Origin of the sequence: Spirosoma endbachense (assembly GCF_010233585.1) — a bacterium.
In the GTDB taxonomy this organism is placed as follows: domain Bacteria; phylum Bacteroidota; class Bacteroidia; order Cytophagales; family Spirosomataceae; genus Spirosoma; species Spirosoma endbachense.
In genome coordinates this window covers 4,038,139-4,051,550 of record NZ_CP045997.1, presented here as the reverse complement: position 1 = coordinate 4,051,550, position 13,412 = coordinate 4,038,139, and the positions used below count along the sequence as shown (strand labels likewise).

The window sequence follows — 13,412 nt, the reverse complement described above, 5'->3', positions numbered from 1 at the left end:
TTACACCCGTATTGCCTTGCCAGTCAAACGCTTACTATAACGAATAAACCCTATCAAAGTGGCCACCTATAATCTAAAAATTAACGGAAAAATCAGGCAGGTAAACGTCGATCCTTCGACGCCCATGCTTTGGGTATTACGTGATCATCTGGACTTGCCCGGCACCAAATACGGCTGTGGTATCGCCCAGTGCGGAGCCTGCACCGTCCATTTGAGCGGAACGGCGGTTCGATCTTGCCAGTTGCCAGTTTCGGCCGTTGGAAAAGAGGCCATCACCACCATTGAGGGGTTGTCGGCCAAAGGCGACCACCCTGTTCAGAAGGCATGGCTGGAACATGATGTAGCTCAGTGTGGCTACTGCCAGGCGGGGCAAATCATGAGTGCGGCTTCCCTGCTGAAGTCCAATCCGAATCCCGGTGATGCCGATATCGATGCGGCCATGAGCGGAAACATCTGCCGGTGTGGAACGTATCTGCGCATCAAAGAAGCCATCAAATCAGCGGCAAAAAAGTAAGCTAGCCGTCAACCCGTTAACAAAACCTTGACCATGACTACTACCAAATCGACATATAATCGGCGTTCTTTCTTAAAGGCTTCCTTGCTTTCTGGTGGAGGTATGATGCTCAGCGTAAGCTGGTTATCGAGCGCAAAAGCCGCCGATAAACTGCACGAGCTGAACGTGCCCGAGCAATGGGCCCAGCTCAATGGCTACATTCAGATCACAGCCGACAATGTGGTTAAACTCATGTGCCCAAATCCTGAATTTGGCCAGAACGTGATGACTTCGTTGCCCATGATCGTAGCCGAGGAATTAGACGTAGATTGGAAAAGCGTGGTCGTTGAGATGGGGCCACACGACAGCACGAAATTAGGCCCACAGTTTACGGGGGGTAGCAACTCGGTTCGGATGTATTGGAAACCTCTCCGGGAAGCCGGGGCAGCCGCCCGACAGATGTTATGCCAGGCAGCCGCCCAATCCTGGAATGTGCCGATAGAAGAGGTAACGACTAAAGCAGGTGTATTGCATCATTCGAGCGGGAAATCGGCGAACTATGGTGAAATGGCCAGTAAAGCGGCTACCCTGACGGTGCCCAAAGGCATGAAACTAAAAGCCCCGAAGGACTTCACTATTGTCAGAAAATCCAAGAAAAATGTAGAGGGCTTCAAGGTCGTTACCGGCAAACCGCTGTTCGGGCTGGATTATCGGGCTGACGGTATGCTCATTGCTATGATTCAGCATCCGCCAGCCTTCGGTATGAAACTGAAATCGTTCGATGCGTCGCAAACCCTCAAAATGCCTGGTATCAAAGAGGTGTTTAGCCTGAAATTATATGAAGACGGTTTCGAACAAGGTGGTTTCGATACCCGTACGTTCAACGATTTGCTGGTTGTGGTGGGCAAATCGACCTGGGAAGTCATGAATGCCCGCAAAAAGCTACTCGCCCAGTGGGAGCCTGCTGGTGATACAAAAGATACCATGATGGGTAGGGGCGGCAAACGAGAGATTATTGTTCCGGGCGGGCTTGAAAGCAGCACTGCCCAGCTGGAAAAAATACAGGAGTATGCCAAAAAACCAGCTCAGCAATTGAGAAAAGACGGCGACCCCGAAACGGCTTTCAAAAATGCGGCTCAGGTAATCGAACGCACCTATAATGCTCCGTTTCTGGCCCATAACTGCATGGAACCGATGAATTTCTTCGCCCATGTGACCGACGAAAAGGCCATACTGGTAGGCCCGTTGCAGGCACCGGGTTGGATCGAACCGACGCTGTCAAAAATCTTAAATCTTCCGGCCGATAAGATTGAGATTCAGATGACTCGGATGGGTGGTGGCTTTGGTCGTCGGGCGTATGGTCATTATCTCACCGAAGCGGCTCTGATTTCCAAAAAAGCCCAAGCACCGATCAAACTCATCTACACCCGCGAAGATGACATGACCTACGGGATTTATCGCCCGATGTACACGGCTACGTATCGTGCGGCTTTAGATGCGAATAAAAACCTGATTGGGTTCCATGTAAAAGGGGGCGGTATACCCGAGCATGCGATCCATGCCAATCGTTTTCCGGCCGGAGCCGTAGATAATTACCTGGCCGAAGGGTGGGAGATACCCTCCAATATTACCATTGGTGCCTTCCGGGCCCCACGTTCCAACTTTAACGCGGCCGCTGAACAATCCTTCCTGGATGAAGTGGCTGAGGCCATGGGTAAAGACCCCATCGAGTTTAGACTGGATCTCTTGAAACGGGCAAAGGAAAATCCCGTTGGTAAAAACAATGAGTACGACGCCGACCGGTATGCGGGTGTATTGACGTTGGTACGGGATAAGTCGGGCTGGAACAAACCGGGTAATGAGAAGTACCATCGTGGGGTTGCCGCTTATTTCTGTCATAACTCCTACGCAGCCCATGTGGTCGATATGGTGACCCGTGAGGGGCAGCCCTATGTGGAGCGCGTATTCAGTGCCATGGACTGCGGTATCGTGATAAACCCCGATGCGGCAACCAATATGGTGCAGGGAGCCGTGGTCGACGGGATTGGCAATGCGTTTTATGGTGCTCTGACGCATAAAAATGGGGCTGCCGAGCAAAGCAACTTCAACAACTACCGCATCATTCGTCATAACGAAGCGCCAAAACTGATTGATGTTCACTTTGTTGAAAATGACCTCGACCCGACCGGATTAGGCGAACCTCCTTTCCCGCCGGTATTTGGTGCCGTCGCCAATGCGTTGTATAAAAACACCGGCAAACGGCAATATAACCAGCCCTTTAAGCCCGCGCTGGACAAGCGGATTTAGGCGCATTATTTGCATAGGCTGGTCTTCCGATATATAGTCAAATCCGCCCAGCTTACCCGTTCAATGATCAATAATGACCATTGAACGGGTGCTGGGATCACCTACCCAATACTACCGGAAATAAGGCATTGATCATCGATCGGGCGAAGGGGAAAGTCAACCATCGCAAAGCACCATGTGGAATTGCGATGCGTCGGCTAAACGGATCAAGTAACTAGCTAAACGACAGTAGCGTGAAAAAAATAATCCTGGGATTTGCCTTCCTGATTACCCATGCCTTACAGGCGCGGTTGCTCAGATGATGAACACCTACTGGGCCAACTTCGCTAAAACAGGTGATCCGAATGGCAATGGACTGCCGCAATTACCCGTTTATGATCTAAAAAAGAATGAGGTTTTCGAGTTTCGGCCCGATGGATCGGCGACTATTACACCCGATCATCGAAAAGCAAGGCTGGACGTGATGGAGAAAGCCGCCACGTCGACGAAGTCAAACTAGTGGTATCCATGTGGTAATGAAAGCCGGGATAACGGATCTGGCTTTCATTGACTATACACGTAACCAATCAACGGACTATGAAAAATCGAATGCTGATTAGTATCGCCAGTACTTTGCTTGCATTTGCTTCCTGTAAATCCGATGTAGCCGATACGGCAACTCCTCCATCTACCGGGACACCTCCAAACAGCACATCACCGGTTGAGACAAACCCGCCCAATGCAACTTATAGCCCTGCTTTTGCGGGACAAACCCGAGTAACTGGTGTGCGATCAACTACCAGCTACGAAAGCAAGGTCCTGACGACAGCCCTGACTAGTCCATGGGGCATTACCAGCCTGCCGGATGGCAGATTACTTATTACCGAAAAAGCAGGTACCATGCGCATTGCCACGACAACGGGGCAACTTGGGCAGCCGATCACCGGTATACCAACGGTCAATCCCGCTGGTCAGGGCGGGCTGCTGGGTGTACGGGTCGATCCGGCTTTTGCAACCAACCGAACGGTCTACTGGGTATTTTCTGAGCCAATGGCGGATGGCAACCTGACGGCGGTTGCCAAAGGGCAATTGTCTCAGAATGAATCACGGATAGAGAACGTAACGGTCATTTACCGCGCCACACCGGCTTACCGGGGGACGGCGCATTATGGTGGTCGTATTGTGATCGATCAGACTGGCAATCTGCTTATCAGTACGGGAGAGCGGTCTGATCTGGTTACCCGGCCTCAAGCCCAATCGCTGAATTCGGGACTGGGAAAAATAATCCGCATCACCAAAGAAGGGGTAGCTACTACTGGTAATCCACTGGCATCGCAGGCAGGGGCCCGACCCGAATTATATACCTATGGGCATCGAAACCCACAGGGGCTGGCTCTCCATCCGGTAACGGGCGATCTGTGGCAAAGCGAACACGGACCAAGAGGGGGAGACGAAATCAATCGCATCCAGCCTGGAGCCAATTATGGCTGGCCAACCATTACGTATGGCCTCGAATACAGTGGCAGTCGGGTAGGGGATGGTATTCAGCAACGGCAAGGGCTGGAACAACCTGTTTATTACTGGGACCCAGTTGTGTCACCCAGCGGCATGACGTTCTACAGTGGTAATCGTATACCGGAATGGCAGAATAATCTGTTTATTGGGGCTCTAAGTGGAATGCACATTGTGCGACTGGTGATCGAAAACAACCGGGTTATCGGCGAAGAACGGTTGCTGGCGAATGAAGGGCAGCGTTTTCGCGATCTAACACAGGGCACAGACGGAGCCTTATACGCCATTACTGACGGGGGAAGGCTGTATCGAATCGATAGAAGATAAACGGCAATACATCAATACCGTAATCAGAAGCGGTCCCGTTGAGCACATGTTTGCTCAACGGGACCGCTTCTGATTAATGTTCATTAGAACTGTAGCCTGTCACATGTTTACCTGATGAGACAGTTCGTTCAGACTTGCCTGCTCTTCAAGCCATGATTTATTTCGAAATGTATAGGCTATTAATTGTTATGCAGCATCCGGTACTCATTGGGCGATTGTCCAACCCGTTGTTTAAATAAACGCATGAAATGCTGGGGATATTTAAAGCCTAATTCGTAGGCTAGTTGGCTAACGGATTTGCTTTGATCAAATATCCGTTCTTTAGCCACCTCGATTACTTTTGTCTGGATGTACTCCTGCGCGGTTTTGCCCGTTTCTTTCTTGATCAGATCGCCAAAATAGTTGGCCGACAAATTCAATTCACTGGCGCAGTATGCCACGGAAGGCAAACCAATAAGCTGTGGTTTATCAGCCTGATAATACTCATTCAGCAAATGTTCGAACCGTTCCAGTACCCCTTTATGGACAGTATCCCGGGTAATAAACTGGCGGTCATAAAATCGGACGCAATAGTTTAAAAACAGTTCAATGTTGTTCACAATCAGCTTCTTACTGTGCGTATCGATGGCGTGCTCTAATTCATAATCAATCTTAGAAAAGCAATCCATCACAATCCCCCGTTCCCGTTTCGACAAATGCAGGGCTTCATTCGATTGGTAGCCAAAGAAGCTATACTCCTGTATGTGACGCCCCAGCGAAGTGCCATGAATTAAATCAGGATGAAAGACCAGCGCATAGCCTTTGGGCTGATACGTCTCGCCGTTGCTATTTATGCCTGCCACCTGTCCTGGTGCCAGAAAAACCAGCGTACCTTCCTGATAATCATAGGTATGCAGGCCATACACAAGATCTCCGCATTTGACATCTTTTAAGAAGATCGTGTAGAAACCAAAATACATGCGGGAGCCTTGCCGTGGATCGGCCTTGGACAGATCGACGACACTCACCAGCGGGTGCAGTGTTTCATTATTATTGAAGGCGTTGTAGTCGCTTATTGTCTCAAATCGTCTTAGGGTAACCATAGTAGTACCGTTATAACAAAGTCAAAATTACCGCTTTCCTGCCAGCCTTCCTGATGCCTAAATCCGAATCAGTAATAATGGTTGTACTATCCGTAATCTGTATACCATTTGGGCGAAGAAATGAGGAGACCTTTGCCCTGTCAACGTAAAATACCTATGCAACAAGTGATTTTGAACAATGGGGTGGAAATGCCCATCCTGGGATTCGGCGTGTTTCAGGTGCCTGATCGAGCCGAATGTGAACGAAGTGTATTGGATGCCATTGCGACTGGTTATCGGTTGATCGATACGGCGGCTTCGTATGGGAATGAAGAGGCCGTAGGGCAGGCAATCAAAAAAAGTGGAGTTTCCAGAGAAAACCTGTTTATCACGACCAAACTCTGGATACAGTCCGATGGCTACAAGGGCACCAAAAAGGCATTCGAAGATTCGTTAAAAAAATTGCAACTGGATTACCTCGACCTGTACCTGATGCACCAACCCTTTGGTGATGTGTACGGCGAGTGGCGAGCCATGCAGGAACTATACAAAGAAGGTAGAGTTAGGGCCATCGGTGTTAGTAATTTCCAGCCCGACCGGCTTATCGACCTGATTGTTCACAACGAAATCGTTCCGGCGATCAATCAGATCGAAACGCATCCGTTTCACCAGCAGGTCGAAACGCAGAAATTTCTGATCGACAACAATGTACAGATTGAGTCCTGGGGCCCCTTTGCGGAAGGCAAAAACGACCTTTTTCACAATGAGCTGCTGCGGTCAATTGGTGAAAAATACAACAAATCGATTGCTCAGGTTGTCCTGCGCTGGCTAACCCAACGGGGCGTGGTAGCCATTCCCAAATCCGTTCGCAAAGAGCGCATGGAAGAGAACTTTAATAGCCTTGATTTTGAATTAAGCCAGTCAGAAATGGAATCCATTAAAACCCTGGATACAAAGGTAAGTCTCTTCTTCGATCACCGTGATCCGGCCATAGTAAAGTGGTTAGGTACGTATAAAGCTGGCGTTTAAATCAACAAAGAAATGAAAACAACAATGAACATAGCAATTCTCGCAATTTCCTTCCTGATGGCAGGTATGCAGGCATCCTTCGCTCAGGCACAAAACGCAAATACTGCTACAACGGGTAGCGCCAGTATGGAGCAGGAAATCATTAACCTCTCGAAGCAAAAATGGCAGTGGATGTCCGACAAGAATGTAGACAAGTTAGCTACCTTATTCGATGAAAAATCGATGTTTGTCCACATGGGTGGCAGTTGGGGCAAGAGCCGGGAACTGGAGGTCATTAAAAGCGGGAACATCTGGTACAGGAAAGCGAGTGTCTATTCAACGACCTTCCATATGATTGGCAATACGGCCATCCTGTTAAGTGACCTTGACCTGGTGGCCGTAGTGGGCGGAAACGAAGTGACCAATCCATTTATGGTGACGGAGGTCTATGTAAACGAAAACGGAAAATGGATACTGGGTCAACTCTCGTTCTCCAAGCTGATGCGGCCAGTTAAAAACTAGCCCGTTAACGACGTTCGTGGTAAACCAGAAATAGTCGTGAGCACCAAAATTTTCATTTACTGATAGTTAGTTAACCCTTTACTCAATCGCACTATGAACGTATCAATTCTTGGCCTGTGTTTCTTCAGCATGGGTATACTAGCGTCCTTCGCCCAAACAAACCAGACCAATTCTTCGGCAACCACCCCCACTAAGGCCCAACAGGAAATCATCGATCTCTCGAAGCAAAAATGGCAGTGGATGGCCGACAAGAATGTAGACAAACTGGCTCAACTCTTCGATGACAAGTCAAAATTTGTCCATATGAGTGGCACCTGGAAAAAGGACGAGGAACTCGAAATCATTAAAACCGGAAGCATTTGGTATAGAAAAGCGGATGTACACGACGTGGCGGTGGAGCTGTTTGACGACACGGCCATCATCTGGAGCCGAATTAGGCTGGAGTCAACGGTTCGGGGTAGTGAGGCAAAGGTTGAGTTTACAGTGACTGAAGTCTATAAAAAACGAGGCAATGCCTGGAAAATGTTAGCCCTGACCTTTAGCAGTGTTCGGGACACCCATGTGATTAAGCATTAATCAGGTATCTCGTTTTATACATACCTGACCATAAAAATCGGAACGCTTTAGCCACCCGTTCCCCATGCAACCTACAGTTACAGGCCGACACCGAGTTGGACCGTCGCAATGTATTGAAAACCAGGTTGGCGCTTTGGCGAGTCTTCATCCGGGCCTGAAAACCTTAAGTCGAATCAGGCTTGAGGTAGTTGCGAGTAAAAATCGGAACTAAATGAAAATGACCACTATGTTAATGCACAGCCTGTTGGCATTTCTTCTGTTGATCGGGGCTTGTTCTTCTCAAACGGAGAGTGTCCAGGTTACTGAAGTAGCTTCCATAGCGCCAAACAAGGTATTGATTGTGTATTTGTCCCGAACAACTAACACCAGGGCGATAGCGGAAATCATTCACAGGCATGTAGGCGGAAAATTAGTAGCCCTTGAGTTAGAAAAGCCCTATCCCGAAAACTACCGGGCTACGGTAGAGCAGGTAGCGAAGGAAAATGAAACCGGTTTCCTGCCTCCGTTAAAAACAAAAATTGACACCATTCAGCAATACGACGTCGTATTCGTCGGCTTTCCTACCTGGGGCATGCAACTGCCCCCGCCCATGAAAAGCTTTTTGCATCAGTATGATCTAAAAGGTAAAACCGTCATTCCGTTCAATACCAATGGAGGCTATGGTATTGGCAGTACGTTCCAGACGGTAAAGGAACTCTGTCCAAACAGTAACGTAGTGGAAGGGTTTACGATGCGGGGCGGCTCGGAACGGGATGGACAATTGCTGATTATCGAAGGAGACAAGGCAAAAGAAGCTGAAGCGAACGTGGTAAAATGGTTACGGACGATTAACGTACTGAAATAAGGTCACGCTGCTCTACAAAAAGAGATTATATACGTCAATGGAAACAAGAACACTGGGAACCAGCGGCCTGCAAGTGTCCGCACTGGGCTTAGGCTGCATGGGTTTAAGCTATGGCTATGGTCCGGCAACAGACCAGCAGAACGCCATTCAGTTAATTCGTGCCGCTTTCGATAAAGGCCTTACCTTCTTCGATACGGCGGAAGCCTATGGCCCATTTGCCAACGAAGAGCTGTTGGGTGAAGCATTACAGCCCTTCCGGGACCAGGTAGTGATTGCCACCAAATTCGGGTTTCAGAATGGCGATTCCACAAAAGGGCAGGACAGCCGCCCCGAACGTATCCGCCAGGTGGCCGAAGAAGCGCTGAAGCGATTAAGAACCGACCGCATCGATTTGTTTTACCAGCACCGGGTTGACCCCAATGTGCCGATGGAAGATGTGGCCGGAACGGTTAAAGAATTGATTCAGGAAGGTAAGGTTAATCACTTCGGGCTTTCCGAAGCGGGTGTGGAGTCGATTCGGAAAGCACATGCCGTGCAGCCGGTAACAGCCTTGCAAAGCGAGTACTCGTTGTGGTGGCGGGAACCGGAAAAAGAGATACTGCCGACGTTAGAGGAGTTAGGCATCGGTTTCGTTCCGTTCAGCCCGTTGGGCAAAGGGTTTCTGACGGGAAAAATTGACGAAAACACGCAGTTTGACAAGACCGATTTCCGCAATGTGGTTCCCCGCTTTTCGGAAGAGAATCGGAAAGCTAACCAGACGCTGGTAGACTTATTAGGTGACGTTGCCAGGCAAAAACAGGCCACACCAGCGCAGATTGCCCTGGCCTGGTTGCTGGCCCAGAAACCCTGGATCGTACCGATTCCCGGCACGACCAAGCTGCACCGTCTGGAAGAAAATATTGGAGCAGCAACTATTGAACTTTCCGCCGATGACATTAGCCAGATAGACACTGCCTTTTCCCGGATTCCGGTACAAGGCGATCGCTACCCGGCACATCTGCAAAAACGGGTAGGCAAGTAAGTGGTATGGAAAAGCCGTTGGGAATGCGTGGGTTAAGATCGGCTGTGGCCTTTAGCTCTGCTGGTCGGGCTGGTGTTTCTGGTAAGTGGAATAAGGGTTGATAGGGCCATATTCAACGGAAACAATCCCGAAAGCGCACGTAGGTAACAAACGATCGTATGGAAGCGCAGCCCAGAAAAGGTCATTTAGGGTTAGTTACTGATACCCGCCAGATCAGTGATTTTGGTAGAAAATACCGTAATCTATATACAAGCCCAAAGACGAAACCGCACGAACTTTGCACGACAGTACGGATAAACATACCGTAAGTATAAGCTGTTGTTACGATAACAACAGCCAACCGGATGGCTTTACAACTCATAACACTATGGCAATCATTAAGCTGACAATCAACGGCAAAGAGCAATCGATTGATGTCGATCCGCAGATGCCCCTGCTGTGGGCCATCCGGGACGTGGTCGGTCTGAAAGGCACTAAGTACGGCTGTGGCGTTGCCCAGTGTGGTGCCTGTACGGTCCATCTGAACGGCGATGCCGTGCGCTCGTGTGTCACCAAAGTAAGCCGGGCTGCTGGTCAAAAGATAGTTACCATTGAAGGACTGTCTCAAAACAATAACCACCCCCTTCAACAGGCCTGGCAGCAGATCGACGTACCCCAGTGTGGCTATTGTCACTCCGGGCAGATTATGTCAGCCGCGGTCTTGCTACGGGAGAAATTTAAATCCGACCGATGCGGATATCGATGCAGCTATGGCGGGTAATATTTGCCGGTGTGGAACGTATCCACGCATCCGCAAGGCGATTCACCTGGCCGCCGGAGCCGAACAGAAGGTTGGTAAAAACGAATAATCCAACCGGCTGCACTGTCCTAAGCACATTTGAACGCATCTGGAAACGAAAGCTATTCGTCTATGTCCTTAAAAACAGTCTATATCCTGGCCATTCTGCTGACAGTGACGGCAATTATGGCCACTACGTTCTCCCGTAGCACTGATCAGGTCAGTACGACACTGATGAGTACGAAAGCAGTGGCTGCACCTATCAAAAAAGACAGTGTGGCCTCGGTCAAAGCCTTTGCCAGTGTCTATAAAGTACTGATGAGTCCACGCTGTATGAATTGTCATCCGGCGGGCGACATACCCTTGCAGGGGGATGACAATCACCTGCACACGATGGCCCCTCGGCGAGGTACCGACGGCAAAGGCATTTACGCCATGAAATGTGCCAACTGCCATCAGCCGACCAACACGCCGGGCCTGCATACGCCACCGGGTAATCCAGACTGGCACCTGCCTCCTGCAACGATGCGTATGGTTTTTCAGGGTCGAACGCCCCAGCAACTGGCCAGGCAACTGGTTGACCCCAAGCTAAATGGGGGTAAGAATATGGAAAAACTGCTGGAACACGCCGACGACGGCCTGGTACTGGCGGGCTGGAATCCCGGCGAAGGCCGCACGCTTCCTCCGTTGAGTCACGCTGAATTTAAAAAAGCCTGGACGACCTGGCTCCAAACAGGGGCTTATGCACCTAAACCTTAAACGCCTTCAGCAACAATACTATGGACACAGAAACCGTATCCCGACGACATTTCCTCAAAGCATCCGGCCTGACCGGACTGGCGCTGTCGCTGGGATTTTATATCCCGTCGAATGCGGAGGAAGCTGAAATCATAAAAGCGGCAGAAGCCGACAATTTTGGTGTTGAAATGAATGCCTGGGTCCACATCGAACCATCTGGCAAGGTGACCATTTTCTCGCACCGGGCCGAAATGGGGCAGGGTGTTTATCAGGCCATTCCCCAGATGGTTGCTGAAGAACTCGAAGTAGACCTGGACAAGGTGAACATCGTTTTTGCCAAAGGTGACAATAAAAAATACGGCAATCAGGTCACCGGGGGCAGTTCGACGGTTCGGGGATCGTACAGGAACTTATTAACGCTGGGCGCTACCGCCCGCCAGATGCTGATCCAGGCAGCCGCAACCAAATGGAGTGTACCAGTATCGGACTGCCATGCCGAATCGGGGCAGGTCATTCACCAGTCAACCAATAAGCGATTCCACTACGGAGAATTGGTAGCCGATGCCATGAAGCTGGAGATGCCCAAGAACGTGGTACTGAAAAAGCGATCGGACTACAAACTCATTGGCAAGCCTCTGCTTCGGCAGGATACCAAACTGAAAACCAATGGCAGTGCTACATTTGGGCTTGATAAAGAAATTCCGGGGATGCTCTATGCAGCCGTGGAACGCAACCCCCGTCTGCGGGGCAAAGTCAGGAGTTTCGACGACACGGCCACCCGGAAAGTTCCTGGTGTTAAACACGTGTTCAAGACTAAAATGCTGGTTTTCAATACCTACCGGGAGGGCGTTGCGGTTGTAGCCACCTCGACCTGGGCCGCTTTGCAGGGTAAGAAAGCCCTGAAAGTAGACTGGGACGATAGCGGATTTGAGCACCTCAGCACCGACGAGATTGTCAAACGTCAGCAGGAAGCCCTTCAAACACAGGAGGGACTCTCGTTCAAGCAGCAGGGCGATGCGTCAGGTATTCTGGCTCAGGCGACTAAAAAACTCGACGTTGTCTATGAGACGCCCTACCAGTATCACGCCTGCATGGAACCGTTGAATTGCGTGGCGCACTACCAGGACGACAAACTCGAAATCTGGGGACCCATTCAGGCTCCGGAGTGGGTGCAGGACGCGATCAGTAAAGAAATGGGGCTGGATCGCGAAAAAGTGATCGTCCACATGACGTTTCTGGGGGGCGGATTCGGCCGGAAGGCCTTTATGGATTACCCGCATGAGGCTGCCGTGATCTCGAAAGAAATAAAAGCGCCTGTACAGGTAGTCTGGACCCGCGAAGATGATGCGACACAAGGCCCCTACCGTCCTGGTATTTCATACCGTTGCGAGGGCGTGGTCGATAACGGAAAAATCAGCGCTTTCAAGTTGCGCATGGCTGGCCAAAACAATGACCACTGGCGCGGAGGTCCGAAAGACAAAGCCAACCGGAGCACTTCGGAAGGTTTCCTGAAACCCTATGCTGAGGGTATTAAAAACCTGAGTATTGCGGATGTTCCCTTCGAAACGCCCATTCCAACGATGTGGTGGCGATCAGTGTATGCCTCCACTAACGGCTTTGCCTACGAAAGTTTCATGGACGAACTGGCACATGAAGCCGGGAAAGACCCGATGATGTTTCGCCGGGAACACCTGCCCGATGAACGGCTGCACCGGCAACTCGACAAACTGGCCGAGGTATCGGGCTGGAAGGCTCGCAAACAGGGTGAGGGATACGGTATGGCCATTACCGAGTGCTTTGCCAGTACCGTTGGGCACGTCGTAAAAGTATCAAAAGGTTCGGATGGTACGCTAAAAATTGACCACGTCTGGGCCGTTATGGATTGCGGATGGTACGTTAATCCCGATACGATCAAAGCGCAGGTGGAAGGGTCAATTGTCATGGCACTGGGTGCTGCCACGCAACATCAGGTGACGTTCAAAGACGGTGTGCCCGTTGACAAGAATTTCTACTCCTATCAGCTTCCCCGCATCACCGATATTCCACCCATTGATGTGTATGTCATGGACAACGACGAACCGGCGGGTGGTGTCGGCGAACCGGGTTTGCCTGCCTTTGCCCCGGCCCTGGCCAACGCCATATTCGACCTGACCGGCAAGCGTATCCGTAAGTTACCCTTTAGTCTGGCAACGGTTTAGAGGGAAGACCATGAGTTGTATGTTGATTGATTCGCTGAATGACCCAGC

The 13,412-nt window shown here is 50.3% G+C and carries 12 protein-coding genes and 1 pseudogene; 12 read left to right on the top strand and 1 reads right to left on the bottom strand.

The window, feature by feature from the left end; genetic code table 11:
• Positions 1–58: 58 nt before the first annotated feature.
• From GJR95_RS16350 to GJR95_RS16335, 4 genes are all read left to right on the top strand, one after another.
• Positions 59–514, top strand: a complete 456-nt coding sequence (locus GJR95_RS16350) for a (2Fe-2S)-binding protein (protein ID WP_162386889.1) — start codon at positions 59–61, stop codon at positions 512–514.
• A 33-nt stretch (positions 515–547) separates the two neighbouring features.
• Positions 548–2,800 carry a xanthine dehydrogenase family protein molybdopterin-binding subunit gene (locus GJR95_RS16345; protein WP_162386888.1) on the top strand — a complete coding sequence of 751 codons (2,253 nt, stop codon included), beginning with the start codon at positions 548–550 and terminating at the stop codon, positions 2,798–2,800.
• Between the two features lie 298 nt (positions 2,801–3,098).
• On the top strand, positions 3,099–3,299 hold the full coding sequence (locus GJR95_RS16340; protein WP_162386887.1) for a carboxylesterase family protein: 201 nt from the start codon (positions 3,099–3,101) through the stop codon (positions 3,297–3,299).
• Positions 3,300–3,376: 77 nt separating this feature from the next.
• The gene (locus GJR95_RS16335; RefSeq protein ID WP_162386886.1) at positions 3,377–4,618 is read left to right on the top strand and encodes a PQQ-dependent sugar dehydrogenase; all 1,242 of its coding nucleotides are present in this window, start codon (positions 3,377–3,379) and stop codon (positions 4,616–4,618) included.
• Positions 4,619–4,797: 179 nt separating this feature from the next.
• Here the strand turns inward: GJR95_RS16335 and GJR95_RS16330 are convergent, their stop codons facing one another.
• On the bottom strand, positions 4,798–5,700 hold the full coding sequence (locus GJR95_RS16330) for a helix-turn-helix domain-containing protein (protein ID WP_162386885.1): 903 nt from the start codon (positions 5,698–5,700) through the stop codon (positions 4,798–4,800).
• A gap of 156 nt (positions 5,701–5,856) precedes the next feature.
• Between GJR95_RS16330 and GJR95_RS16325 the strand changes: the two genes are divergently transcribed.
• From GJR95_RS16325 to GJR95_RS16290, 8 genes and pseudogenes are all read left to right on the top strand, one after another.
• Positions 5,857–6,708 carry an aldo/keto reductase gene (locus GJR95_RS16325; RefSeq protein WP_162386884.1) on the top strand — a complete coding sequence of 284 codons (852 nt, stop codon included), beginning with the start codon at positions 5,857–5,859 and terminating at the stop codon, positions 6,706–6,708.
• Positions 6,709–6,720: 12 nt separating this feature from the next.
• Positions 6,721–7,209 (top strand): nuclear transport factor 2 family protein, encoded by a 489-nt coding sequence (locus GJR95_RS16320; protein WP_232541208.1) that lies wholly within the window; start codon positions 6,721–6,723, stop codon positions 7,207–7,209.
• 93 nt (positions 7,210–7,302) lie between these two features.
• Positions 7,303–7,785 (top strand): nuclear transport factor 2 family protein, encoded by a 483-nt coding sequence (locus tag GJR95_RS16315; protein ID WP_174260209.1) that lies wholly within the window; start codon positions 7,303–7,305, stop codon positions 7,783–7,785.
• 217 nt (positions 7,786–8,002) lie between these two features.
• Positions 8,003–8,629 carry a flavodoxin gene (locus GJR95_RS16310; protein ID WP_232541207.1) on the top strand — a complete coding sequence of 209 codons (627 nt, stop codon included), beginning with the start codon at positions 8,003–8,005 and terminating at the stop codon, positions 8,627–8,629.
• Between the two features lie 37 nt (positions 8,630–8,666).
• Positions 8,667–9,650 carry an aldo/keto reductase gene (locus GJR95_RS16305; RefSeq protein WP_162386883.1) on the top strand — a complete coding sequence of 328 codons (984 nt, stop codon included), beginning with the start codon at positions 8,667–8,669 and terminating at the stop codon, positions 9,648–9,650.
• A 367-nt stretch (positions 9,651–10,017) separates the two neighbouring features.
• Positions 10,018–10,498 (top strand): annotated as a pseudogene (locus GJR95_RS16300) ((2Fe-2S)-binding protein).
• Between the two features lie 62 nt (positions 10,499–10,560).
• Positions 10,561–11,187 carry a cytochrome c gene (locus GJR95_RS16295; RefSeq protein WP_162386882.1) on the top strand — a complete coding sequence of 209 codons (627 nt, stop codon included), beginning with the start codon at positions 10,561–10,563 and terminating at the stop codon, positions 11,185–11,187.
• A 20-nt stretch (positions 11,188–11,207) separates the two neighbouring features.
• Positions 11,208–13,364 (top strand): xanthine dehydrogenase family protein molybdopterin-binding subunit, encoded by a 2,157-nt coding sequence (locus tag GJR95_RS16290; RefSeq protein ID WP_162386881.1) that lies wholly within the window; start codon positions 11,208–11,210, stop codon positions 13,362–13,364.
• The last annotated feature ends 48 nt before the right edge of the window (positions 13,365–13,412 follow it).